The organism is Phenylobacterium sp., from assembly GCF_035539035.1.
In the GTDB taxonomy this organism is placed as follows: Bacteria; Pseudomonadota; Alphaproteobacteria; order Caulobacterales; family Caulobacteraceae; genus Phenylobacterium.
In genome coordinates this window covers 155,706-179,282 of sequence record NZ_DATLJI010000012.1, presented here as the reverse complement: position 1 = coordinate 179,282, position 23,577 = coordinate 155,706, and the positions used below count along the sequence as shown (strand labels likewise).

Sequence of the window (23,577 nt, the reverse complement as noted above, 5' to 3'; positions counted from 1 at the left end):
GATGACGCAGGCCCGTGGAGCGTCCGCAGCGCTGATCTTCCCGCCCGGCCCGGCCGACGCGGAGGCGCTCGCCCACGTCCACGTCGCGAGCTGGCGGGAGACCTACCGGGGCCTGCTGCCCGACGCCTTCCTGGCGCGGATGAGCGAGCCGGGCTTCGCGCGCCGCTTCCGCCGCGACCTCACCCGACCCGACGGGCCGCTGACGCTGGCCGCCGCCGACCGCTTCGGCCTGGTGGGCTACGCCTCGGGCGGGCCGTCGCGGCGCGGGATCGAGGGGGAGGCGGAGATCGCCGTGCTCTATGTGCTGCGCCCGTCGCAGGGCCGCGGCGTCGGACGCGAGCTCCTGACCCGCACGGCGCGGGCGCTGCGCGACCAGGGCGCGCGGTCGCTGATGATCTCGGTGCTGCGCGAGAACTTCCACGCCCGCGGCTTCTACGAGCACCTCGGCGGGGTCGCCGAGCCCGCGCGCCGGGAGCCCGGCCCGGGCGGCGCGCTCCTGTGGGAGGTGGCCTACCGCTGGGACGACATCCGGGCGGTGACGGGCTAGGCGGCTAGATCTCCGCCGCCTCCTCCGCCGCGTAGGTGAGGCTGACGAACACGTCCTCCAGATCCGGATCCTCGGTGGAGATGTCCTTGATGTGCAGGCCCGCGGCGCGGATCGCGGCCAGCACCTGCTCGACGCTGGACTGGCCCGTGCGGTAGCTCACCGAGAAGCCGCCGGCCTTAGTGGGATGGGTCTCGAAGCCGGGAAGCGCGGGCGCATCGGTCAGCGGCTCCACCGGCGTCACCAGCACCTTGCGGGTGTCCATGCGGGCCAGCAGCCGGGGCGTCGGCTCGCAGGCCACCACCTGGCCGCGGTTGATGATCGCGATCTGGTCGCAGAGCTCCTCGGCCTCCTCGAGGTAGTGGGTGGTGAGCACGATGGTCACCCCCTTGCGGTTCAGTTCGACGACATAGTTCCAGAGCTGGCGGCGGAGCTCCACGTCGACGCCGGCGGTGGGCTCGTCGAGGATCAGCACCGGCGGGTTGTGGACCATGGCCTTGGCGACCATCAGCCGGCGCTTCATCCCGCCGGAGAGCTGGCGGACGTAGGCCTTCTCCTTGTCGGCGAGGCCCAGAGCGGTGAGCAGTTCGGTGGTGCGGCGCTCCTTCGGCGGCACGGCGTACATGCCGGCGGCCACCTCCAGCGCCTCCCGGGGCGTGAAGAAGGGGTCCGCGGCGATCTCCTGGGGCACCACGCCGATGGCGGCGCGCGCGTCCCTGGGCCGCTCGTCGATGTCGCGGCCCCAGATGCTGACCGAGCCGGAGGTCTTCTTCGTCAGGCCCGCCAGGATGTTGATGAAGGTGGATTTCCCCGCCCCGTTCGGTCCCAGCAGGCCGAAGATCGAGCCGCGCGGGATGGCCAGGTCGATCCCTTTCAGGGCGCGCATCTCCGGCGTGGTCTTGGTGGCGGCGTAGGTCTTGATGAGACCCTTCGCCTCGATCGCGTACTTGGGGAGGTCCATGCCCGTCCATTCGATTGACGGCGAAAGCCGTGATCCCGTACCTAAGCGCGCGCCGCGGTCGCGGCAATGAGAGGTCCCGCTTATGGCTCGCCGAGTCCGCAACAAGGGCGCCGAGGCCCAGTCCCGTCCCGAGCCCGCGCCGGCCCGCCCGGCGCTGACGCCCGACCTGCCCGCGCCGGAAGTGATCACCGTCCGCTCGGGCCGCGTGGCCTGCGACGGCGTCGGCGGCGCGCTCGGCCACCCGCGGGTCTATCTGGAGATGGGCGAGGCCACCTTCGTGGAATGTCCCTACTGCGACCGCCGCTTCGTCCTGGCTGCGGGCTCGGAAGGCCCAGAGGACGAGCGACTCGCCCCCGGCGTCTACGAGGGCCCGCACGGGCACTGACGTCCGTCGCGGGCGCAGGCGCGCTCGCCGCACGGCGATGGCGACCGGCCGGGCCGCGGCCTAGCCTGCCCCGCATGATCAGGATCCTCATCGCCGGCGCGCTGCTCGCCTCGCCGGCCGCCGCGTTCGCGCAGGGCGCCTGCGCCACGCCCGAGCGCGGGCAGTTCGACTTCTGGGTCGGGCGCTGGCAGGTGACGCCCACCGCCCAGAACCGCGTGGTGGCCGAGAGCCTGATCGAGCGGCTCTACGACGGCTGCGCGATCCGCGAGAACTGGATGCCGAAGAAGGGGGGCGGCGGGGGCAGCCTCAGCGCCTATGTCCCCGCCGACCCCGGCTGGCGGCAGGCGTGGGTCGGCAAGGACGGCGAATGGGTGGAGTTCCGCGGCGGCTGGACCGGCCAGGCCATGGTGCTGACCGGCGACTGGCCGGACGGGCGGCCGCGGACCGTGCGGATGACCTATACGTCGGGCGCCGACGGCTCGGTCCGGCAGCTCGGCGAGGAGAGCCGCGACGGCGGACGGACCTGGGGCCCGAGCTTCGACTTCACCTATCGCCGCGCGCGGTGAGCGCCGTCAGACCCGAAGCGGCATCAGGATGTACTGGACGTCCGGATCGCCCGGGTCGAGGACCAGGGCCGGGTCGTTGGGGCCGCCGAAGCGCAGCTCGGCCGCCTCGCCGGAGATCTGGTCGGTGATGTCCAGCAGGTAGCGGGCGTTGAAGGAGAGCTCGAACGGCTCGCCGTCGTACTCGATCTCCAGCTCCTCGACCGCCTGCCCGGCCTCCATGTTGCGGACCGTCAGCACCACCCGCCCCGGCTCGATGGCCATGCGCACCGAGCGGCTCTTCTCCGCCGAGATGGTCGCCACCCGGTCCACGGCCTGGGCGAACAGCTTGGCGTCGACCATGACCGTGCGGTTGTTGTCCTTGGGGATGACGCGCCCGTAGTCCGGGAAGTTGCCGTCGATGACCTTGGAGGTCAGGGCCGCGCCGTTCAGGTCGAAGCGGACCTTCTGGGGGCTGATCTGCAGCTCGACGTTCTCGCCGGCGTCGTCCAGCAGCCGGCGGGCCTCGCCCACGGTCTTGCGGGGCACGATCACGCCCGGGATGCCGGCCGCGCCTTCCGGCGCCGGCATCTCGGCCAGCGCCAGCCGCGAGCCGTCGGTGGCGACCGCGCGCAGCTTGAGCGCGCCGCCCTCGGAGACGGTGTGGAGGTAGAGGCCGTTCAGGTAGTAGCGGGTCTCTTCCGCCGAGATGGCGAAGCGGGTCTTGTCGATCAGGCGGATCAGGTCGGTGACGTCGACGGTCATCTGGCCCGAAAGGCCCTCCGAGGACATCACCGGGAAATCCCCCGCCGGCAGCACCGGCAGGTTGAAGCGCGAGCGGCCGGCGGCGACCGTCAGGCGCGGGTCCTCGCCGGTGAACGACAGCGAGACGTCGGCGCCCTCGGGCAGCTTGCGGACGATCTCGTAGAGGGTGTGGGCGGGCGCGGTGATCTGGCCGGGCTGGTCCACCTGGGCCATGGCCTCGTCGATGATCTCCATGTCGAGGTCGGTGGCCGAGAAGGTCAGCCGGTCGCGCTCGGCCGACAGCAGCACGTTCGACAGGATGGGGATGGTGTTGCGCCGTTCCACGGCGCTCTGCACGTGCCCCAGCGCCTTCAGGAGCGCCGCCCGCTCGATCGTCAGCTTCATGCCTTAGTCCCGGACCTCATTGCGCCCGGGCGAATCTCGCCCGGCGCCCCCGACAGGAAGGGACCTGCGACATTAGTCATTTTCGTGGGCCGGGGAAGAGGCGGGGAGGCACGTTCGGGCGCCTTCCACACCTCTGACGCCGAACCCGGCGGGAGGAGGGCGGCGCGTGAGCCGATCCCCCTCCGGCTAGGGGAGGATTCTAGGCCCGCGTGTCCACCGAGCCGCCACCGCCCTGGCCTTCGTCGTTGGCGGCGTAGGGGTTGGCGCCGCCGTCGCCGCCCGGGGCCGCGCCGGCCGACTTCGCCGCGACCACCACGGTGGCGGGGCGCACGAGGCGGCCCAGGAGCTCATAGCCCGGCTGCATCACCTGCAGGATCGCGCCGGGCGCCACGCCCGCCTCGGCCGGCTGCTCGGCCATGGCCTCGTGCTTGTGCGGGTCGAACCGGTCGCCCTTCTTCGGGTCGATCTTCTTCAGCCCGTTGCGCTCGAAGGCGGCCTGCAGCTCCTTCTCGGTCATCTGCACGCCGACGACGAAGTTCTTCACCACGCTGTCGGCGTGGTCGGCCGGTGCGTGGTTGGTGGCCATGGCCAGGTAGTCGGCGGCGGCCAGCAGGTCCTTGGCGAACTTCTGGATGGCGTAGGCCCGGGCGTCGTTGGCCTCGCGCTCGGCGCGCCGGCGGGTGTTCTCCATGTCGGCGGCGTAGCGGAGCACCTGCTCCTTGAGGGCGGCGGTTTCGGCCTTCAGGGCTTCGATCTGGTCCACCGCCGCGTCGGCCGCGAGCGCTTCCGCCTCTTCGGCGGGCGTCTTGTCTTCGGACATGTCTGTCTGGCTGCTCTCTCTTACGCGTTCATCACCTGGCCAAGCACGCGGGCGGTGTAGTCCACCAACGGAATGACCCGGGCATAGTTCAGTCGGGCGGGCCCGATCACCCCGATCGCGCCGAGCACCCGCTGGGACCCCGTCATATAGGGCGCGGCGATCACGGCGGAACCCGAAAGCGAGAACAGCCGGGTCTCCGCGCCGATGAAGATGCGCACGCCCTGGCCATCGCGCACGCCGTCGAGCAGCTGGATGAGCTGCTCCTTGTGCTCCAGATCCTCGAACAGCGAGCGGACGCGCTCCAGGTCGTCGGCGGCCTCGCGCGTCTCCAGCAGGTTGGCCCGGCCGCGGACGATCAGGGCCCGCTCGTCGTCGTCGCCCCCACCCCAGGCGGCGAGGCCGTCCTCCACCAGGCGCGCGGCGGTTTCGTCCAGCTCCCGGCGGGCGCGCTCCAGGTCCTGGCGCAGGTCGGCCTTGGCCTCGGCGAGCGTGCGGCCGCGCAGGCGGGCGTTCAGGAAGTTGGCGGCCTCGGTCAGCGCCGAGGGGGTGACCCCGGCCGGCAGGCGGATCAGCCGGTTCTCCACCGTGCCGTCCTCGAAGACCATGATCGCCAGCGTCCGTTCGACGCCGAGCGAGACGAACTCCACGTGCTTGACGCCGGCGTCGCGGATCGGCGTCACCACCACGCCCGCCCCGCCGGCCAGGCCGGAGAGGATGGCCGAGGCCTCGTTCAGCGCGTCCTCGAAGTTGCGGCCGTGGGCGCGCAGACGGGCCTCGATGGAGCGGCGCTCTTCCTCGGCCACGTCGCCCACCTCCAGCAGGCCGTCCACGAACAGCCGCAGGCCGGCGTGCGTCGGCAGCCGGCCGGCGCTGACGTGCGGGGCCCCCAGCAGGCCGAGCTGGGTCAGGTCCTGCATGGTGTTGCGGATCGAGGCGGGAGAGAGGGTGATGCCGCTCTTCGAGAGGGTGCGCGACCCCACGGGCTCGCCGGTCTCGAGATAGCTTTCGACGATGCGACGGAAGATGTCCCGCGCGCGCTCGTCGAGTTCGGCCAGCGAGGGCCCGCGGGCGAGGAAGGGACTGGTCACGTCGGCTTGCGGCTGTGCTCTGACTGCGCCCATGGACTGGACCTATCCGATCTAGGATAAGCGCGACCTCCGTCCGCGCAAGACGCCGGACGGGTCCAAGGAGTTCCCCGACCATGCGTCCGTCCGAGCGCGCCCCCGACCTGCTTCGCCCCGTGACGCTGGAGACCGGCGTCAACCGCTATGCGGAGGGCTCGTGCCTGGCGAGCTTCGGCCACACCAAGGTGCTGGTCACGGCGAGCCTGGAGGAGGGCGTGCCGCCGTTCCTGCGCGGCCGCGGCCAGGGCTGGGTGACGGCCGAGTACGGCATGCTGCCCCGCGCCACCCACACCCGCGGCCGGCGCGAAGCCGCCCAGGGCAAGCAGTCGGGCCGCACCCAGGAGATCCAGCGCCTGATCGGCCGCTCGATGCGCGCTGTGGTGGACATGAAGGCGCTGGGCGAACGGCAGATCACGCTGGACTGCGACGTGGTCCAGGCCGACGGCGGCACGCGCACGGCGGCGATCACCGGGGCCTGGGTCGCGCTCAGGATGGCGACGCGCTACCTGCTGGACGAGGGGCTGATCACGACGGACCCGATCCTCGACCAGGTGGCGGCGATCAGCTGCGGGGTGTTCTCCGGCACGCCGGTGCTCGACCTCGACTACGAGGAGGACTCCACCGCGGAGGCCGACGCCAACTTCGTGCTGACCGGCAACGGGGACATCGTGGAGATTCAGGCCACCGGCGAGAAGCGTGGCTTCTCGGAAGCCGAGTTCGAGGCGCTGTTCAGCCTGGCCCGCAAGGGGATCGGCGAGCTGGTGGTGATGCAAAGGCAGGCGACGGGCGGCTAGCCAGCCGCCCGCACGTCCCGTTTCTTCCTCAGAAGCCGCCGAACAGGCCGCGCACCGCCTGCGGCGGCAGCCGGCCGAGCTCGCGCGCCAGCGGCGCGAACATGGCGTCCAGGAAGCGTTCGATCTTCGCCCACATGGGTCGACACTCCTCTGCTGCAATGCGGGGAGGTGCATTGCTGCAGTGCATATAAGAGCGTCCATTTCATCGTTCAAGGAATTGCGCGCCCGAGCGCCGGTCGGGCGTCACTTTGGCGCAGCGGTGTGTGTGCGCCGCAACATGGGCAAGCTACGTCTCCTCGTCGTCGGTCGGCGCGTCGTCGGGGCCGGGCTCGTAGAGCAGGAGGTCGCCGGGCTGGCAGTCCAGCTCCCGGCAGAGCGCCGCCAGCGTCGAGAACCGCACCGCCCGCGCCTTGCCGGTCTTGAGGATCGACAGGTTGGCGATGGTCACGCCGACGCGGTCGGCGAGCTCGGTCAGGGACATGCGCCGCTCGAGGAGGACGCGGTCCAGGTGCACGCGGATGGGCATCAGATGGTCAGCTCGGCTTCACGGCGCAGGCGGGCGCCCTCGCGGAACACCTCGGCCAGGACGAAGACCACGAGGACCGAGAACCAGGCGGTGAGGCTGAAGTTGGGCTCCACCCGGTCGACCAGCGGCGCCCAGGAGGAGATGCCCCAGACGGCGTAGCGGCCAAGCTCGAGGGCGGCCAGCATGACGCCGATCAGGCGCAGGCGCCCGACGTTGTCCGGATGGAAGGGGTCGCCGGCGGTGAGCGTCACGAAGATCCGGCGCAGGGAATGGACGATGACCAGCACGCCCGCCACGGAGAGGCCGAAGGCGAACAGCATGCCGGCGAACAGCGGGCCGCGGGCGACCAGCTCGGCCGCGTCGGGCGAGCGGATCGAGGAGAGCAGCAGGCTGGGATTGAAGCTGAACAGGAGGGCGGCCAGCAGCGCCAGGGTCACGGCGCCCAGGGTGATCCAGAGGGCCACGAACACCACGTCGAGGATGATCTTCAGGAAGCTGGAAACCGATCCAGGTCCAAGCGCGCGCATCTTCACCCCTCCTCCGCCGAAGCCCGTCCGGCCCTCGTGCCGGGCCGGAGCGGGTCGGGCGAACCCCATCTGGGCGGAGCCTATTAGATCGCGACGCCGGCGGCGACCGCCAGCAGGGGGGTGGCGGCGAGCGCCACGAAGAAGGTCAGGGCGATCCGGTCCAGGAACATCATCGAAGCCGACATCTCACATCTCCATTTCATGCTGCGCTGCAGCGAGGTTGGTGGGGCGGGTTGCCCGTCCCGATGTGAATAACGATATGGCCGCATCGTTTCTCGATCAAATGAATATCGAGTAACGATATTAAACTTTCGCAATGCAACAGGGCCGCCCGGCGCTATGGTCCGCGGCCGAACCCTCTTGGAGCATACGCATGGCCCTGAAGCTGGAGCCCGGCGCGCGGCTGGTGGTCGCCACCCACAACCCCGGCAAGGCGCGCGAACTCGCCGAGATCCTCGACAACCGCTTCGAACTGGTGACCGCGGGCGAGCTCGGCCTGGCCGAGCCGGACGAGACCGAGACCACCTTCGTCGGCAACGCGCTGCTGAAAGCCCGCGCCGCGGCCGACGCCAGCGGCTTCGTGGCGCTGGCCGACGACTCCGGCCTGTCGGTGACGGCGCTGGAGGGGCAGCCGGGGATCTATTCGGCCCGCTGGGCCGGGCCGGGCAAGGACTTCGCCGTGGCCATGCGCAAGGTCGAGGCGCGGCTGGAGGAGGCGGGCGCCGAGGACTTCTCGGCCTGGTTCACCTGCGCGCTCGCCGTCGCCTGGCCGAACGGCCCGGCCGTGGTCGTGGAGGGCCGGGTGGACGGGACGCTGAGCTTCCCGCCGCGTGGCGACCGGGGCTTCGGCTACGACCCGATCTTCACCCCGGAGGGCCACGATCGGACCTTCGGCGAGATGGCCCCCGAGGAGAAGGACGGCATGAGCCACCGCGCCCGGGCGTTCGCCAAGCTGAAGGCGGCGCTCTTGTGACCACGCCGGCGCCGCCGCTGGGGGTCTATGTCCACTGGCCCTACTGCGCGCGCATCTGCCCCTACTGCGACTTCAACGTCTTCAAGGACCGGGGCCGCACGGTCGAGCAGGCCGCGCTCGCCCGGGCCATCGTCGCCGACCTGGAGGCCCAGCGAGCCCTGACCGGCCCGCGGACGCTCACCTCGGTCTTCTTCGGCGGCGGCACACCCTCGCTGATGGATCCGGTCTGGGCGGCGGAGATCGTCGCGGCGGCCACCCGGCTCTGGACGCCCGCGCCGGACCTGGAGGTCTCGCTGGAGGCCAATCCCACGGACGCCGAGGCCGCCCGCTTCGCGGCCTTCGCCGACGCCGGGGTGAACCGCCTGTCGCTCGGACTGCAGTCGCTGCACGACGAGGCGCTGGCCTTCCTTGGCCGCAACCACGACGCCGCCCAGGCGATCCGCGCGGCGCGGACGGCGGCGAGCGCCTTTCCGCGGCTTTCGGTGGACCTGATCTACGCCCGGCCCGGCCAGGCGCCCGAGGCCTGGGCGGCCGAGCTGCGCGCGGCCGTGGACCTCGGCGCCGAGCACGTCTCCCCCTACCAGCTCACCATCGAGAGCGGCACGGCCTTCGACCGGGCCGTGCGGCGGGGGCGGATCACGCCTGTGGACGCCGAGACGGGCGCACAGCTCTTCGACCTCACCCAGGAGGTCCTGGAGGGCCTGGGCTTCACGGCCTACGAGGTCTCCAACCACGCCCGCGGCGAGGGCGCCCGTTCGCGGCACAACCTCGTCTACTGGCGCGGCCACGACTATGTGGGCGCAGGCCCGGGGGCCCATGGCCGCATCGGTTCGTCGGCCGGCCGGGAGGCGACGGTGGCCGCCGCCAGGCCCGCCGACTACATCGCCCGGGTGGCCGAGACCGGCTTCGGCTTCGAGAGCCGCGAGGCCCTGAGCCCCGTCGAGGCCGCCGAGGAGCGCGTGCTGTCGGGCCTGCGCATCGCCGAGGGGGTCGGCCGCGACGAGGTCGCCGTCCTGGACCTGCCCACGGCCAAGGTGGCGGAGCTCGTGGAGCTCGGCCTGCTCGCCGACGATCCGCAGCGCCTGCGCGCCACCCCGGCCGGCCGGCTCGTGCTGGACGCGGTCACCCGCGCCCTGCTCACCTAGGAATAGCGCGCCTCGACGCCCGCGGCGGCGGGCGAGCCCTCGAGCGCCCACTTCAGGTCGGCGAGGTAGGCGTCGGCGACCTCGGCGTGGATCGGGGAGAGCATCAGGTGCAGGCTCTTGGGCTCGGTGGTGACGCCGGTGAACCAGCCGCGCTCGCGCAGCTTCGCCCAGAGCGCCACGCAGTCCGCGTCGGCCCGGGTGAAGGCCAGGATGCCGAGCTGCGGCTTGCCCAGCACGGTGAAACCCAGAGCCTCGACGCCCGCCGCGATCCGCTCCCGCGCCTCGGTCACCAGCGCGTGCTTCCGGCGGTAGCCGGCCTCGCCCAGGAAGTTCATCACCGCCCAGGCCGCGGCGATCGCCCCACCGGGGCGGGTGCCGGCCAGCGTCGGCGTCACCATCCGCCCGCCCGGCCAGTTGCGGACGTCGAAGACCATCAGCTCGTGCAGCTCGCCGGAGCGGAAGAATACCGTCGAGGCGCCCTTCGCGCAGTAGCCGTACTTGTGCAGGTCCGCCGACATCGAACGGACGCCGGACAACTCGAAGTCGAACGGCGGGATGTCCGCCCCGTCCATCCGCACGAAGGGCGCCATGTAGCCGCCGACGCAGGCGTCCACGTGCAGCCACAGGTCCCGCGCCACGGCGAGGTCGGAGAGCGCCCCGATCGGGTCGATCAGGCCGTAGGGGAAGTTGGGCGCCGAGCCCACGATCATCACCGTGGCGGCGTCGGCGGCCTCGGCCATGGCGGCGGGATCAGCGAGGTAGTCCTTCAGCGGCGTGCGCCGGACCTCGATCTCCATCAGGGCGCAGGCCTTGTCGAACGCAGGATGGGCTGAGCGTGGCAGGACGATGTTGAGCGGACCGGTCACGCCCCTCTTCTTCCGGGCGAAGTCGCGGGCCGCCTTCACCGCCATGGTGATGGAATCCGTGCCGCCGGAGGTGATCGTCGCCCGCGCGTCCTCGGGCGCATGGAACAGCTCCAGGCCGAAGCCCGTCACCTCCTCCTCCATCCGCTTCAGGCTCGGGAAGGCGGCCGGCCCCAGGCCGTTTTCGCTCATGAAGAGGACGTAGGCCTCCTTCTGCACCTGCTCCACGTCGGCGCCGGCGTTGAAGACGTAGACGGCGGTCTTGCCCTCCCGCCAGCGGACGTCGCCCGACGCGTAGCCCAGCATCTCGGCCTTCACGGCCGGCCAGTCGCGACCGACCTTCGGCAGCGCCCTGCGCATGGGCTCCTCCCTTTCCTCGTTCTTGGTGGGCGATCTTAGCGCCCTTGCCTTTCGACGCGCGAGCGGCGAACCCTCCGCCATGGCCCGAGCCTTCCCTCCGCCCGCCCTCGATGACGCGCCGCTGGCGCCGGGCCTCTATGTGGTGGCGACCCCGATCGGCAATCTGCGCGACATCACGCTCCGGGCGCTGGACGTGCTGCACGCCGCGGACCTGGTGCTCGCCGAGGACACCCGGGTGGCCGGCAAGCTGCTCTCCGCCTACGGATTGTCGGCAAAGCTGGAGCGCTACGACGAGCATGGCGCGGAGCGCACGCGGCCCAAGGCCATGGCCGCCCTGGCCGAGGGGAAGCGCGTCGCGCTGGTGTCCGACGCCGGCACCCCGCTGGTCTCCGACCCCGGCTACCGGCTGGTGAAGGCCGCGGCCGAGGCGGGATTCCCGGTGTTCCCGATCCCCGGGGCCTCCGCCCTGCTTGCCGGACTGTCCGTGGCCGGACTTCCCACCGACCGCTTCCTGTTCGCGGGCTTCCCGCCGTCGAAGAGCGCCGCACGGCGCACCTTCCTGGAGGAGCTGGCCGCCGTGCGCGCCACCCTGGTCTTCTTCGAGGGCGGCTCGCGGCTGGCGGCCAGCCTCGCCGACATGGCCGCGGTGCTGGGCGACCGGGAGGCGGTGGTCTGCCGGGAGCTGACCAAGCTCTACGAGACGGTGATCCGCGGGCGGCTGTCGGAGCTCGCCGCCGATCCGCGCTTCGAGGCCCCGAAGGGCGAGATCGTCGTCCTGGTCGGACCCGGACGCGAGGCGGAGGCGAGCGCCGCCGACGCCGATACGGCGCTGGCCGACGCGCTCACCCGCCTGAAGCCCGCCGACGCCGCCGCCGAGGTGGCCAGGGCGCTGGGCCTCTCTCGCCGCGACCTCTATCGGCGGGCCATGGAGATGAGGGCCGGCAAGTGAGCCAGGTCCGCTCGACCCGCGGCGCGGCGGCGCGGCTGTCGGGCCGGCGGGGCGAGGTGGTGGCGGCCATCTGGCTGATGCTGAAGGGCTACCGGATCCTGGGCTTCCGCCTGAAGACCCCGATCGCCGAGATCGACCTCCTGGCGCTGCGGGGCCGGACCTTGGCGGTGGTGGAGGTCAAGCGCCGCACCAGCCTCGCCAACGCGCTGGAGACCGTGACCTTCGACCAGCGCGACCGTCTGCGGCGGGCGGGGGCGCTGATCGCGGCGCGGCGGCCGGCGCTGGCGGATGCGACGGTTCGTCTCGACCTGGTGGCGCTCGCACCGAAGCGGCTTCCTGTGCATATTCCGGACGCATGGAAGGGCGCCTGACGGGGGCGCCGCGGACGGGTTGCCGATGACGCGAGAGGACGCCGAGGATTTCCTGCTGGACGCCGGGGCCGCGACGGACGGCGATTTCCCGCTCCTCGAGGCGGCGATCGCCTGCGCCATCCACGAGGACCCGACCCGTGATCCACAGGTAGCCCGCGACATGGGCGCCGCCGCCGTGGAGCGGCTGTCCCAGCGGCTGAAGCGCGAGAGCGCCGAGGAGGCGCTGGCCGAGGCCATGGCCGGGGACCTGCGGCTGGGCGGCGACCTCTTCACCTACGAGGATCCCGGCAACGCCGACATCATCGCGGTGGCCGAGCGGCGCAAGGGCCTGGCCGTGGCGTTGGGGGTCTTCTACCTGCACGCCGCCCGCCGCTCCGGCCTGACCGTGCAGGGGGTCGACTTCCCGGGCCACTTCCTGCTGCGGATCGAGACGGAGGAGGGGCCGCTGGCGCTCGATCCGTTCTCGGAGGGCCGGGTGGTCCTGCCCTCGGAACTGACCCGGCGGGCCCTGCACGCGGGCCTCACCCCCAACGTCGCCGACCGGCTGGACCGTCTGATGGCGCCGGTCAGCGACCGGGCGGTGCTCGTCCGCCTGCAGAACACCATCTACGCCCGGGCCTCGGCCGTGCGCGACTTCCCCCGGGCCGAGCGCGCCGCCCTGCGCCGGGCCCTGTTGGATCCCGCCGACCACCGCCCCTGGCTGGACGTGGCCGCCGCCCGCGAGGGCCAGGGCGCTCTCGCCGGCGCCCTGGAGGCGCTGGCCCGCGCCACCACCCTGGACGGCGGCGCGGCGCTCGCCGCCCGCGCCCAGCGCGAGCGGGTCCGCCTCAGGCTGAACTAGCGCCCGTCCCCCGCACCGCCTATTTCCCTCACCTGAGCTGTCGGGAGGGGCGCGATGTCGCTGAAGGTTGCGGTGCAGATGGATCCCATCGAGGGGATCAACATCGAGGGCGACACCACCTTCCTGATGATGGAGAACGCCCAGGCCCGCGGGCACAGCCTCTTCGTCTACACCACCGACACCCTGGCCATGGAGGACGGCCGCGTCTTCGCCCGCGGCCGGGACGTGACGGTGCAGCGGGTGACGGGCGGCCACGCCACCCTGTCGGACTTCCGGAAGGCGGAGCTCACCGAGTTCGACGTCGTCCTGCTGCGCCAGGATCCGCCCTTCGACATGCACTACATCGACACGACCTTCTTCCTGGAGGCCGTGCACCCGAAGACCCTGGTGGTGAACAATCCGGTGGAGGTGAGGAACGCCCCGGAGAAGCTGTTCGTCACCAAATTCCCTGGCCTGCAGCCGCCGACCCTGATCACCGCGGACCGCGAGGCGATCTACGACTTCCGGGCCCGGCACGGCGACATCGTCATGAAGCCGCTGAACGGCCGCGGCGGCTCCGGCGTCACCCGTCACCTGGCGGACGATCCCAACATCGACGCCATGCTGGAGCTGCACGCCCAGATCGACCGAGAGCCGGTGATCGTCCAGAAGTTCCTGCCCGGCGTGGTGAAGGGCGACAAGCGCATCCTGCTGGTCGACGGCGAGCCGGTGGGGGCCATCAACCGAGTGCCGGCGAAGGGCCAGATCCGGTCCAACCTCGCCGTCGGCGGCAAGGCCGAGGCCGTCGAACTGACCGCCCGCGACCGGGAGATCTGCGCCACGATCGGCCCTGAGCTGAAGGCCCGCGGCCTGCTGTTCGTCGGCATCGACGTGATCGGCGAGTGGCTCACCGAGATCAATGTCACCTCGCCCACGGGCGCGGTGGCGCTGAAGCGCTTCACCGGCGTCGATGCGGCCGAAGTGCTCTGGGAACGGATTGAAACCCTCCGCGCTACGGCTTAGCTTGCGGGGATAACTCCGCTGGCGTTTGTCACGGCGCGGTTACGCTTTCCCCCTATGTTCTACATTTGTTCTTGATCCAGCCTTCGCCATGTGCGAGGCCTTGTGGATAAACTCTGTCCAGGCACAAGGGCTGGGGTCATGGCCGCGCGGGTGGTGACGGTGGCGTTCCGGGGCGTCGAGGCGATGCGCGTCGACGTGCAGGTCCAGTTCACCGGCGGGGAAAAGAACTTCATCCTGGTCGGCATGGGCGACAAAGCGATCTCGGAGAGCCGGGAGCGCGTGCGCGCCGCCTTCGCAGGGCTGGGCCTCGCCCTGCCTGCGCGTCGGATCATCGCCAACCTCGCCCCGGCGGACCTGCCCAAGGAAGGCTCGCACTACGACCTGCCAATCGCGCTCGCGATCATGGCCGGGATGGGGGTCATACCGCCCGAGGCGCTCGCCGACTGGGCCGCGGTGGGCGAGCTGTCGCTGGACGGACGGATCACCGCCGTGGCCGGCGCCCTGCCCGCGGCGGTGGCGGCCGGCGGCATGGGGCTGGGCCTGATCTGCCCGGAGGCCTGCGGGGCGGAGGCGGCCTGGGCGGGCGAGACCCGCATCCTGGCGGCGCCCTCCCTCATCGCCCTCGTCAACCACTTCCGCGGGACCCAGGTGCTGTCGCCGCCGAAGCCCGGGCCCATGCTGGACGGCGAACGCGTCCCCGACCTGCGCGACGTGAAGGGCCAGGAGAACGCCAAGCGGGCGCTGGAGATCGCCGCGGCCGGCGGCCACAACCTCCTGTTCGTGGGGCCGCCGGGCTCCGGCAAGTCGATGATGGCCCAGCGGCTGCCGGGCCTCCTGCCGCCGCTCACCTCGGAGGAGCTGCTCGAGACGTCCATGATCCACTCCGTGGCGGGGCTGATCGCGAAGGGCCAGCTCACCCGCGCCCGGCCGTTCCGCGCGCCCCACCACTCCGCGAGCATGGCGGCGCTCACCGGCGGCGGGCTGAAGGCCAAGCCCGGCGAGGTCTCCCTCGCGCACAACGGCGTGCTGTTCCTCGACGAGCTGCCGGAGTTCGGCGCCCAGGCGCTGGATTCGCTGCGCCAGCCCCTGGAAACGGGGGAGGTGATCGTCGCCCGGGCCAACGCCCACGTGCGCTATCCCGCCCGCGTGCAGCTGGTGGCGGCGATGAACCCCTGCCGCTGCGGCCACGGCGGCGCGGGCCGCGGCGCCTGCGGGCGCGCGCCGCTCTGCCAGACCAGCTACCAGGCGAAGATCTCCGGCCCGCTGATGGACCGCATCGACCTGCAGGTGGAGGTCCCGCCGGTGACGCCGGCCGACCTCGCCCTGCCGCCGCCGGCCGAGGGCACCCCCGAGGCCTCGGCCCGGGTGATGCGGGCCCGCGGGCTGCAGGCGGGCCGGGCGGAAGGCGCCGAGACGCCGGTGCTGAACGCGCTCGCCGACGGGGACTGGCTGGAGAAGATCGCCGCCCTCGACGCCCCGGCCCGCGCCCTGCTCGCCCGGGCGGCGGAGACCGGCGGCCTGACCGCCCGGGGCTGGACGCGCACCCTCAGGCTGGCGCGCACCATCGCCGACCTGGAAGGCTCCGACGCGGTCCGCCGCGTCCACGTGGCCGAGGCCCTGATCTACCGGCGGGTGGCGCCGGCGGCCCTGGCGGGGTCGGCCTTGTCGATGAGTTGACGCTCGCGCCAGGCGGCCCATGTTCCCCAGGCGAGGGCGAACAGGGTGAGATACCCCCAGATCTGACCGGCCGTGATGTAAGCCCAGGCGCCGACGTTCCGATCCACGATACGGCCTGCGTGCGTGATGACGCTGAGCAGCTCGAAACCGGCCATCCAGATGGGCCAGAACCGGTCTGTTCTCAGGACCAGCACGACAAGGGCCACGAAGAGTCCGATATCGGCGAACAGTATCCCCCACTGCGGGTTGTTCCGCTGGTCGTCGCGGAACACCACGGTCGCGGCCCAGGCGGCCAGGAAGGCGACTGCCGCAAAACGTTCATCGGGGCCGCCCTTCCACAGAGCGGCCCCGAGAATCGCCGACATCACGGCGAGCCAGACCCAATGGGGTATCGACACCAACCTGTCCGAGGCTCCGAAGAGTGCTGAGCCAGGGTGGCAGGTTTGTCGGGCCGGGAAAACCCGGACGCCGCGCCTCAGGCGGCCGAGACGGCGCGGAGGGCGCGACGGGCCGAACCAGCGGTCGGCGCAGGCTTGTCGCCCATGTCGTCGCCGATCGCCACCGCGCCGAGTCCGATCTGGCCCTGGGCGATGCTGAGCTCCTTGTGGGTCTCGACGATCGCCCGGCGGGCCTCGGCGAGCGCCATGATGGCCTGGCTGGCGCGTTCGACGGCGTCCTGGCCGATCAGGGCCGAGGCGCCGGCTTCCCGGCGGAGCGACGGCATGACGCCGGTGAGCGTAGCGGTCTTGGCGATGGCCGCGTCGATGGCCGCCTCGGCCTCGAAGAGCGCACCGGCGATTTTTTCCGCCACCATACGACGTTGTTTGAGCATGAGATGTCTCCTGCACGCGCCTTCTGCCGGGCGCGGGCGAATTGGATAGCAGGGTTATGGTTTCGGGACCGTTCAGGCCCGGACGAAATTCGTCGCCAGATCCTGGAGCGCGTGGAGACCGGCCAGCATCGCCCCGAAGGCCAGGGCGGTGATGATCGCGACGCCGACGATCGCCCCGATACGGGCGACGGGGCTCAGATCATTTCGGCCGACCCCTCGGGCTCGGGCTTGAAGTTCTCGTCGAGGAGAACCCAGGTCATGCAGAGGATTTCCCGCAGGACCATCTCGGAAGGCTTGAAAGGCGCCAGCTTGCGGGTCGCGGACACCAGGTGCCGGGCCATCGAAGCCTGTTGCGGCGTCGCCGCCAGGTCGACGAGCTGCCGTTCCAGCTGATCCCAGGTGAAGCCCGGAATCCCCTCGTCCCGCGTCGCCGGCGTCGGCCAGCGGGCTTCGAAGTCGTCGATCTCCCGGCGCAGTCTCAGCGCCCGGCCGATCACCGCGCGGTTGTCGAAGTTCTGCCAGTCGCCCATAGGCCGCCTCCCTCGTTGCCGGCTCATCGAGCCAAGCTTCGGGGCTGCCGTCTGTCCTGATCGTGTCGTGTCCTGACGCGATCAGGACAGGGTTAACGTCGTGGCCGCGCAGCAGCCGGGCCGCCTCGTAGCGGTCGGGGACGCCGAGCTTGCGGCGGGCCCGGTCGCAGTAGGTGTCGACGGAGGTCTTCGACATGCCGAGCTCGCGGGCGATCTGCTTGGAGCTCAGATGCTGGTCGACGAGGCGCAGGCATTCGCGCTCGCGCTGCGTAAGCAGCTCGACGGGATCCTGGGCGATGTCGGCGCGTGGCGGCATGGGAAAATGAGTAAACGACGGCTTTCGGACGGCGTCTACTTTAAGGCGAAAGCCTTTTGCCGTTAAGGTTATTCTCCCGTCACGGGAGGCGTTGCAATGCAACCCAAGGACGCCGGCCGCACGGCCGCCCTGGAGCTGGCGATCGGAGGCCGGATCCGTGCGCGGCGCCGGCAGCTCGGCCTTTCCCAATCCGACCTCGCCCATGCGCTGGGCGTCTCGTTCCAGCAGGTCCAGAAATACGAGCGCGGCGCGAACCGCGTCGCCGCCTCGACCCTGATCGCCACGGCCCAGGCGCTCAGCACCACGGTCGCCTGGCTGGTGGGCGAGGACGGCGGGACGCGCGAGGACGACGACGAGGTGTTCCGTGCGCTCGCCAGGCCGGGCGCGCTGGAGCTGCTGCAGGCGTTCGACGGCATTCCCGACGGCCGCGCCCGCGCCGCCCTGGTGGCGCTCGCACGCGAGATGGCCTCGGGTCGCTGATCGGCCCTGCGGCGTTTGACCTCACGTTAAAGGGTTGGCGCGATAACAGGCGCCCGATGCGCCGACCGCCCCGCCCCCTGTCGACCCGGCGTCCCAAGCGGACGCACATCAGCGCCGAGCAGCTCGCCTCCCTGAGTCACGAGTTCCGCACGCCCCTCAACGGCGTGCTGGGCATGGCGCGGCTGCTGGAGGGCACCCAGCTGACCGCCGAGCAGCGCGCCTACGCCGCCGCCTTGCGCGAGAGCGGCGAGCACCTGCTCAACCTGGTCAACGACGTGCTCGACTTCGCCAAACTGGGCGAGGGCGCAGTCGATCTCCATCCCTCTCCGGTCGACGTGGAGGCCCTGTTGCAGGGCGTTTGCGAACTGCTGTCGCCCAGGGCCCGCGAGAAGGGCCTGGAGATCGCCTGGGCCGCGCCGGCCGACGCCGGCCGCATCCGCGCCGACGAGAGCCGCGTGCGCCAGGTCCTGCTCAACTTCGCCGGCAACGCCGTGAAGTTCACGCCCGAGGGCGGCGTCCTGCTGAGCGCCACGCCGGTCGAGGGCGGACGCGTCCGGTTCACGGTCGAGGACACCGGCCCGGGCGTCGCCGCGCACGACCGGGACCGCATCTTCGAGGCGTTCACCCAGACCGAGGTCGGCCACGCCGACGTCGGCGGCGCGGGCCTCGGCCTCGCCATCGCCCGCCGGCTGGCGCAGGCGATGGACGGCGACGTGGGCGTGGACAAATCCCGCGGCGGCGGCGCGCTCTTCTGGTTCGAGGCCGCCTTCCCGAGCGTCTCGGCGGCCGGCGACGCCGCGCCCCTGGCCGGCCGAACCGTCGGAATCGCCTCGCCCAACCCGGTCGCGCGCGACGCCGCACGGCGGCAGGTGCAGGCCTGCGGCGGCCGCGCCGTGAGCGCGCCCGACGTGGCGGGCCTCGCGCAGCGCACCAAGCCGGGCGACGTCCTGCTGCTGGACCACGCGCTCGCCGACGAGGGCGCGATCCTCAAGAAGGTCGAGCGCCGGCCGTCGATCGTCCTGCTCGCGCCGGAGGAGCGCGACCGCATGGACCGCTACCGGAAGGCGGGCTTCGCGGGCTACCTGATCAAGCCGCTGCGCCGCGCCTCGCTGGCCGAACGGGTGCTGATCGCCGCCGGCGTCGAAACCGAGGCCGCGGCCGCGCCCGAGGACGAGCGGATCGCCGAGGCCGCCGCCCCCGGCGCCCGCATCCTCCTGGTGGAGGACAATCCGATCAACGCCCTGCTGGCCAAGGCCCTGCTCACCCGCGAGGGCTGCGAGGTGGACCACGCCATCGACGGATCCGAGGCGCTCTCGGCGGTCAAGGTGACCGCCTACGACCTGATCCTGATGGACATGCGCATGCCCGGCCTCTCCGGCGAGGAGACCTCGCGGCGGCTGCGGGCCGACGGCCTGCGCACGCCGATCGTGGCGCTCACCGCCAACGCCTTCGACGACGACCGCCAGGCCTGCCTGGCCGCCGGCATGGACGACTTCCTGGTGAAGCCGCTGTCGCCGGACGCCCTGCGCGCCGCGTTGACGCGATGGACCCGCGGCGGCTGGACGGAATTCGCGGCGCGCGCCAAGGTCCGGGGCTGACGACGGGCGCGGGGGCGTTCGCAGCGGAGACTTGAATGAGCGCCGAAGCCACTGAGCCCCGCAAAGGAGCGCTGGCCGGCGTCCGGGTCTTCTTCGAACGACGCGCGCTGGTGATGCTGGCGCTGGGCTTCGCCTCCGGCCTGCCCAATCTGCTGATCTTCGACACCCTGTCGCTGTGGCTGCGCGAGGCGGGCCTGTCGCTCAGCGTGATCTCGGTCTTCGCCCTGGCGACGCTGGCCTATTCCATGAAGTTCCTCTGGGCGCCGCTGGTGGACCGCACCCGCGTCCCCCTACTCACCCGCTGGCTCGGCCACCGCCGCTCCTGGATGATCGCCACCCAGCTTTTGGTGATGTTCGGCCTGTGGCTGATCTCCGGGACCAACCCGGCGGCCAGTCTTGGCCTGATGGCCGCCTTCGCGGTCTTCGTCGGCTTCACGGCCGCGACCCAGGACATCGTGATCGACGCCTGGCGCATCGAGGCGGCTTCCGTGGAGAAGCAGGGCGCCATGGCGGCCGCCTACCAGTGGGGCTACCGGATCGCCATGATCACCGCGGGCGCCGCGCCGCTGATCCTGGCCGAACAGTTCAACTGGAACATCTCCTACGCCGTGATGGCAGCCCTCATGGCGGTGGGCGTCGGCGGCGCACTCGCCGCGCCGAAGGAGAAGGAGCACATCGTCCGCCCGATCCACGCCGAAGGCACGCCGTCCCGGCCCGCGCTGGAGATTCCCGAATGGCTGGCCCGGCTGGCGCTGTTCGCCGTCGGCGCCCTCGTCCTCGGCTCCGGCCTGGCCGCCAACGCCTCTGTGCTGGCGAGCGTGCTCGGCGGCCTCGGGATGACCGGCGCGGGCGAAGCCCTGACGGCGCTGTGGGAGATGAAGCCGCAGGGGGTCTACGCCCAGCTCGTCGCGGTCGCGCTCGGCCTGGGGATCATCGTCCTCGCCGCCTGCCCCCTGCCGGGCGTCCGCACCCGGCCGGGTGTCTATCTCGCCGCGGCGCTGGGCGATCCGCTGCGGGACTTCTTCGTGCGCTACCGCGGGGTGGCGGCCCTGATCCTGGCTCTGATCTGCGTCTACCGGCTGTCGGACTTCGTGCTGAACATCATGAACCCGTTCTATGCCGACCTCGGCTATTCGAAGACCGAGATCGCCGAGGTGCGGAAGGTGTTCGGCGTGATCATGACCGTCTTCGGCGTCGGGCTCGGCGGCTGGGCGGTGGCCCAGCTCGGGCTGATGCGCGCGCTGGTGGTCGGGGCCTTCGCAGGGCCCCTGTCCAACCTGGTGTTCGCCTGGCTCGCCCTGCAGGGCGCGGACCTGCCGGCCCTGTTCATCGCCATCGGCGTCGACAACGTGGCCTCCGGCTTCTCCGGCACCTGCCTGATCGCCTACATGTCGAGCCTGACCTCGGCCGGGTTCACCGCGACCCAGTACGCCCTGTTCTCCTCGCTCTACGCCCTGCCGGGCAAGCTGATCGCCTCGCAGTCCGGGCGGATCGTGGAAAGCTCGGCGGCCGGCGCCGACGCCGGTGGGGTGTTCGCCCCGCTCAAGGGCCTGTTCACCGCCCTGCCGCCGGAGGCCTATGCGCAAGGCGCGGCGAAGTCGGCGGTGACGCCCGCGGCCCTGGGCTCAGGCTACGTCGTCTTCTTCCTCTACTCGGCGGTGATCGGCGTCGTGGCCATCGTCCTGGCCTTCATCGTCGCGGCCCGGCAGCCGAAGCCCGCCGCGGAGCCCTAGGCGCTGAGGCAGACCACCTGGGCCACGCGCAGGTCGCGGCGCAGGCTGTCGGCGACCCGGAAGTAGTTGTCGGGCGTGATGGCCGGCGCGGCCGGGGAGCCCGCATAGCGACGGCGCGTGCTGGCCAGCGTCGCCTCCACCGTCTCAGGCGCCGTGGTGTAGATCCGGCCCCGGCGGGGGCTCTCCGCGATGGTGACGCCGATCACCCGGCCCTGACCGTCCAGGGCGGGCGCGCCGGAGAGGCCGCCCAGCGTGCCGCGCAGGCCCTCCGTCCGCCCGGTCTCGGCCCAGACCAGCACCGGCTCGGAACGGGCGCCGCGGCCGCGCACCACCAGGGTCTCGCGGCCGATCAGCTTGGAGGTCGCCTCGCCGGGCTCGCCCTGCGGATAGCCGGGGTGATAGGCGCGCGCGCCGCGGTGCAGCTCGGTGGCCAGCGCCAGGGGCAGGGACGGCGCGCCGCCGTCGGTGGTCAGGATCGCGGCCTCGCCGCGCGGGTCGATGCTGACGCGGGCGGCCACGCCGCGCCCGTCGCCGACGACGATGGCCGTGGTCCCGCAGCCGTCCACCACGTGGCGGGCGGTCAGCCAGACGCCCGATTCGGCGATGGAGAAGGCGGTGCCGGTGGCCGGACCGGCCTCGTCCGGCACGTCGACGACCACCGAGGGGTCGAACGGCGAGGCGGGGCCGAGAACCTCGCCCTCGACCTCCGGCGCCGGCGGCGGCGGCTCGGGCGCGTCGGCGCGCTCCTGCCGGCCCACGGCGGCGATCAGCAGCGCCACCACCACGCAGGCGTAGATCAGCCAGTCGGGAAGCCGGGGGAAATGCATGTCAGCCCGAGACCGCGGCTCCGATGATGATGGCGGTGGCGAGCTTGGCCCCCACCAGCATGGCGGCGGCCGACATCTCGCCGTCCTGGATCCGCCGCGGCAGGCCGCGCAGCACGATGTCCACCAGGCGGAAGACCAGCAGCTGGACGATCACCGTGGCCACGCCCCAGAGGCCGATCTCGATGAGGTTGGTCGACGCGTTCAGCGACACGCCCAGCGGCACGGCCAGGCCGACCAGAACGCCGCCCAGGGACACCGCCGCGGCGGTGTTGCCCTCGCGGATCAGGGTGATCTCCCGGTGCGGGGTCAGCAGCACATAGAGCGTCGCGGCCGCCAGCAGGATGAGCACGGTGACGCCGGCGTGCAGCAGGGTGATCGGAAAGCCCTGCGCGAACGCCTGGATCTCAGGCGACTGGATCGGTGTAGGCATGTGTGACGCCGGCCCCTCGACTACTGCCGCCCCCATAGCACGGCTGCCCGGGCTTAGGGCAGTGGACGCAGTTACGCAGCCTCGCCGGGATCGGTCTCGGCGATCTTGCGGCGGGCGCTGGCGCGCAGCTTCTCGCTCTCGCTCTTCAGCTGGCCGCAGGCGGCCAGGATGTCCCGGCCCCGCGGCGTGCGGATCGGCGAGGCGTAGCCGGCGCGGTTCAGGATCGCGGCGAAGGCCTCGATGGTCTTCCAGTCCGAGCACTCGTACTCGGTCCCGGGCCACGGGTTGAACGGGATCAGGTTGATCTTGGCCGGGATGCCGCGCAGCAGCTGGACCAGCGCCTTGGCCTCGGCCGGGCTGTCGTTGACGCCCTTCAGCATCACGTACTCGAAGGTCACCCGCCGGGCGTTGGACAGGCCGGGATAAGCCCGGATCGCGGCCATCAGCTCCTGCAGCGGGTACTTCCTGTTGAGCGGCACCAGCTTCTCGCGCAGCTCATCGTTGGTGGCGTGCAGGGAGATTGCCAGCATGGCCTGGGTCTTGGTCCCCAGCGCCTCGAGCTGCGGGACCACGCCCGACGTGGAGACGGTGATCCGCCGCCGCGAGATGGCGATGCCCTCGTTGTCGGCGATGATGTCGATGGCGCTCGCCACGTGGTCGAGGTTGTAGAGCGGCTCGCCCATGCCCATGAAGACGATGTTGGAGAGCCGGCGGTCCTCCTTGGGCGACGGCCATTCGCCGAGGTCGTCGCGGGCCACCTGCACCTGGGCCACGATCTCCGCGGCCGTCAGATTGCGCACCAGGGCCTGGGTGCCCGTGTGGCAGAAGGTGCAGTTCAGCGTGCAGCCCACCTGGCTCGACACGCACAGGGCGCCCGCCCGGCCCACGTCGGGGATGTAGACGGTTTCGACCTCGATCCCCGGCGCCATGCGGATCAGCCACTTGCGGGTGCCGTCCTTCGACACCTGCCGTTCCACCACTTCGGGCCGCGTGAGGGAGAACTTCTCGGCGAGCGCCGCGCGGGTCTCCTTGGCCACATCGGTCATCTGCGCGAAATCGGTGACGCCGTAGTGGTGCATCCAGCGCCAGAGCTGGCTGGCGCGCATCTTCGCCTTCTCCGGGCGCACGACGTCGGCCTCGACCAGGGCCAGGGCGAGCTCGGCCCGCGACAGGCCGGTGAGGTTCGTCAGCGACGGCGCGAGCGGCTGGGCCGGCGCGCGCGAGAGGTCGAGGGTCACGCCCAAGGGAAAGTCCTTCTGGAGGCCGCGGAATATAGGT

The 23,577-nt window shown here is 71.7% G+C and carries 28 protein-coding genes and 1 pseudogene; 15 read left to right on the top strand and 14 right to left on the bottom strand.

All coding sequences use genetic code 11. The features are described 5' to 3' along the window. The first annotated feature begins 1 nt into the window (after nt 1). A complete protein-coding gene (locus VM685_RS06165) occupies nt 2-547 on the top strand; it encodes a GNAT family N-acetyltransferase (RefSeq protein WP_325459246.1) in 546 nt (181 codons plus the stop codon). 4 nt (nt 548-551) lie between these two features. Here VM685_RS06165 and VM685_RS06160 read toward each other — a convergent pair whose 3' ends face one another. Next, a complete protein-coding gene (locus tag VM685_RS06160; protein ID WP_325459245.1) occupies nt 552-1,505 on the bottom strand; it encodes an ABC transporter ATP-binding protein in 954 nt (317 codons plus the stop codon). Between the two features lie 82 nt (nt 1,506-1,587). Here VM685_RS06160 and VM685_RS06155 point away from each other — a divergent pair, with 82 nt between their 5' ends. Further along, nucleotides 1,588-1,890, top strand: coding sequence for a zinc-finger domain-containing protein (locus VM685_RS06155; RefSeq protein ID WP_325459244.1), 303 nt, complete (start codon nt 1,588-1,590; stop codon nt 1,888-1,890). Nucleotides 1,891-1,964: 74 nt separating this feature from the next. Continuing rightward, nucleotides 1,965-2,456 carry a hypothetical protein gene (locus tag VM685_RS06150; RefSeq protein ID WP_325459243.1) on the top strand — a complete coding sequence of 164 codons (492 nt, stop codon included), beginning with the start codon at nt 1,965-1,967 and terminating at the stop codon, nt 2,454-2,456. Between the two features lie 6 nt (nt 2,457-2,462). Here the strand turns inward: VM685_RS06150 and dnaN are convergent, their stop codons facing one another. The 3 genes from dnaN to hrcA all read right to left on the bottom strand — a co-directional run bounded on the left by dnaN (nt 2,463) and on the right by hrcA (nt 5,522). Beyond that, a complete protein-coding gene (dnaN, locus tag VM685_RS06145) occupies nt 2,463-3,581 on the bottom strand; it encodes a DNA polymerase III subunit beta (protein ID WP_325459242.1) in 1,119 nt (372 codons plus the stop codon). 199 nt (nt 3,582-3,780) lie between these two features. After that, entirely contained in the window at nt 3,781-4,401 is a 621-nt protein-coding gene (gene grpE, locus VM685_RS06140; protein WP_325459241.1) for a nucleotide exchange factor GrpE, read from the bottom strand. Between the two features lie 20 nt (nt 4,402-4,421). After that, nucleotides 4,422-5,522, bottom strand: coding sequence for a heat-inducible transcriptional repressor HrcA (hrcA, locus tag VM685_RS06135; protein WP_325459240.1), 1,101 nt, complete (start codon nt 5,520-5,522; stop codon nt 4,422-4,424). 80 nt (nt 5,523-5,602) lie between these two features. Between hrcA and rph the strand changes: the two genes are divergently transcribed. Further along, complete coding sequence (gene rph, locus VM685_RS06130; RefSeq protein ID WP_325459239.1) at nt 5,603-6,319, top strand: ribonuclease PH; 717 nt, start codon at nt 5,603-5,605, stop codon at nt 6,317-6,319. Between the two features lie 286 nt (nt 6,320-6,605). Here rph and VM685_RS06125 read toward each other — a convergent pair whose 3' ends face one another. Together VM685_RS06125 and VM685_RS06120 are read right to left on the bottom strand one after the other, a co-directional pair. Continuing rightward, nucleotides 6,606-6,845, bottom strand: coding sequence for a helix-turn-helix transcriptional regulator (locus VM685_RS06125; RefSeq protein WP_325459238.1), 240 nt, complete (start codon nt 6,843-6,845; stop codon nt 6,606-6,608). Next, nucleotides 6,845-7,372 (bottom strand): DUF2975 domain-containing protein, encoded by a 528-nt coding sequence (locus VM685_RS06120; protein ID WP_325459237.1) that lies wholly within the window; start codon nt 7,370-7,372, stop codon nt 6,845-6,847. The genes VM685_RS06125 and VM685_RS06120 overlap by 1 nt, the downstream gene beginning before the upstream one ends. A gap of 373 nt (nt 7,373-7,745) precedes the next feature. Here VM685_RS06120 and rdgB point away from each other — a divergent pair, with 373 nt between their 5' ends. Then, nucleotides 7,746-8,345, top strand: coding sequence for an RdgB/HAM1 family non-canonical purine NTP pyrophosphatase (rdgB, locus tag VM685_RS06115; RefSeq protein WP_325459236.1), 600 nt, complete (start codon nt 7,746-7,748; stop codon nt 8,343-8,345). Then, nucleotides 8,342-9,490, top strand: coding sequence for a radical SAM family heme chaperone HemW (hemW, locus tag VM685_RS06110; protein WP_325459235.1), 1,149 nt, complete (start codon nt 8,342-8,344; stop codon nt 9,488-9,490). Before rdgB ends, hemW begins: the two co-directional genes overlap by 4 nt. On the opposite strand, the gene VM685_RS06105 is transcribed toward hemW, so the two are convergent. Further along, nucleotides 9,487-10,713 (bottom strand): pyridoxal-dependent decarboxylase, encoded by a 1,227-nt coding sequence (locus tag VM685_RS06105; RefSeq protein ID WP_325459234.1) that lies wholly within the window; start codon nt 10,711-10,713, stop codon nt 9,487-9,489. The genes hemW and VM685_RS06105 overlap by 4 nt on opposite strands. Nucleotides 10,714-10,792: 79 nt before the next feature. Here VM685_RS06105 and rsmI point away from each other — a divergent pair, with 79 nt between their 5' ends. The 5 genes from rsmI to VM685_RS06080 all read left to right on the top strand — a co-directional run bounded on the left by rsmI (nt 10,793) and on the right by VM685_RS06080 (nt 15,553). After that, nucleotides 10,793-11,662 carry a 16S rRNA (cytidine(1402)-2'-O)-methyltransferase gene (gene rsmI, locus VM685_RS06100; protein ID WP_325459233.1) on the top strand — a complete coding sequence of 290 codons (870 nt, stop codon included), beginning with the start codon at nt 10,793-10,795 and terminating at the stop codon, nt 11,660-11,662. After that, nucleotides 11,659-12,033, top strand: a complete 375-nt coding sequence (locus VM685_RS06095) for a YraN family protein (protein ID WP_325459232.1) — start codon at nt 11,659-11,661, stop codon at nt 12,031-12,033. Before rsmI ends, VM685_RS06095 begins: the two co-directional genes overlap by 4 nt. 25 nt (nt 12,034-12,058) lie before the next feature. Next, complete coding sequence (locus VM685_RS06090; RefSeq protein ID WP_325459231.1) at nt 12,059-12,874, top strand: transglutaminase family protein; 816 nt, start codon at nt 12,059-12,061, stop codon at nt 12,872-12,874. A 54-nt stretch (nt 12,875-12,928) separates the two neighbouring features. Then, complete coding sequence (gene gshB, locus VM685_RS06085) at nt 12,929-13,876, top strand: glutathione synthase (RefSeq protein WP_325459230.1); 948 nt, start codon at nt 12,929-12,931, stop codon at nt 13,874-13,876. A 138-nt stretch (nt 13,877-14,014) separates the two neighbouring features. Next, entirely contained in the window at nt 14,015-15,553 is a 1,539-nt protein-coding gene (locus VM685_RS06080) for a YifB family Mg chelatase-like AAA ATPase (protein ID WP_325459229.1), read from the top strand. Here the strand turns inward: VM685_RS06080 and VM685_RS06075 are convergent. The 4 genes and pseudogenes from VM685_RS06075 to VM685_RS21015 all read right to left on the bottom strand — a co-directional run. Further along, nucleotides 15,499-15,918, bottom strand: coding sequence for a hypothetical protein (locus tag VM685_RS06075; RefSeq protein ID WP_325459228.1), 420 nt, complete (start codon nt 15,916-15,918; stop codon nt 15,499-15,501). The genes VM685_RS06080 and VM685_RS06075 overlap by 55 nt on opposite strands. A gap of 110 nt (nt 15,919-16,028) precedes the next feature. Further along, a complete protein-coding gene (locus tag VM685_RS06070) occupies nt 16,029-16,385 on the bottom strand; it encodes a hypothetical protein (RefSeq protein ID WP_325459227.1) in 357 nt (118 codons plus the stop codon). 194 nt (nt 16,386-16,579) lie between these two features. Further along, on the bottom strand, nt 16,580-16,915 hold the full coding sequence (locus VM685_RS06065) for a hypothetical protein (protein WP_325459226.1): 336 nt from the start codon (nt 16,913-16,915) through the stop codon (nt 16,580-16,582). Nucleotides 16,916-17,087: 172 nt separating this feature from the next. Beyond that, a pseudogene (locus tag VM685_RS21015) lies at nt 17,088-17,144 on the bottom strand (hypothetical protein); the annotation flags it as partial. Here VM685_RS21015 and VM685_RS06060 point away from each other — a divergent pair. Genes VM685_RS06060 through VM685_RS06045 form a run of 4 tightly spaced genes read left to right on the top strand, consistent with a single transcriptional unit; the run spans nt 17,145 to nt 21,042 of the window. After that, on the top strand, nt 17,145-17,297 hold the full coding sequence (locus VM685_RS06060) for a hypothetical protein (RefSeq protein WP_325459225.1): 153 nt from the start codon (nt 17,145-17,147) through the stop codon (nt 17,295-17,297). Nucleotides 17,298-17,327: 30 nt separating this feature from the next. Then, complete coding sequence (locus VM685_RS06055; protein WP_325459224.1) at nt 17,328-17,711, top strand: helix-turn-helix transcriptional regulator; 384 nt, start codon at nt 17,328-17,330, stop codon at nt 17,709-17,711. A gap of 56 nt (nt 17,712-17,767) precedes the next feature. Then, nucleotides 17,768-19,309: a response regulator gene (locus VM685_RS06050; protein ID WP_325459223.1), complete on the top strand. Its 1,542-nt coding sequence runs from the start codon at nt 17,768-17,770 to the stop codon at nt 19,307-19,309. A 35-nt stretch (nt 19,310-19,344) separates the two neighbouring features. Next, nucleotides 19,345-21,042, top strand: a complete 1,698-nt coding sequence (locus tag VM685_RS06045) for an AmpG family muropeptide MFS transporter (protein WP_325459222.1) — start codon at nt 19,345-19,347, stop codon at nt 21,040-21,042. Here the strand turns inward: VM685_RS06045 and VM685_RS06040 are convergent. The 3 genes from VM685_RS06040 to rlmN form a co-directional block, all read right to left on the bottom strand. Then, a complete protein-coding gene (locus VM685_RS06040) occupies nt 21,039-21,869 on the bottom strand; it encodes a serine protease (protein WP_325459221.1) in 831 nt (276 codons plus the stop codon). The genes VM685_RS06045 and VM685_RS06040 overlap by 4 nt on opposite strands. Nucleotide 21,870: 1 nt before the next feature. Next, nucleotides 21,871-22,299, bottom strand: coding sequence for a DUF350 domain-containing protein (locus tag VM685_RS06035; protein WP_325459220.1), 429 nt, complete (start codon nt 22,297-22,299; stop codon nt 21,871-21,873). A gap of 71 nt (nt 22,300-22,370) precedes the next feature. Then, nucleotides 22,371-23,543: a 23S rRNA (adenine(2503)-C(2))-methyltransferase RlmN gene (rlmN, locus tag VM685_RS06030; protein WP_325459219.1), complete on the bottom strand. Its 1,173-nt coding sequence runs from the start codon at nt 23,541-23,543 to the stop codon at nt 22,371-22,373. Nucleotides 23,544-23,577 lie beyond the last annotated feature (34 nt).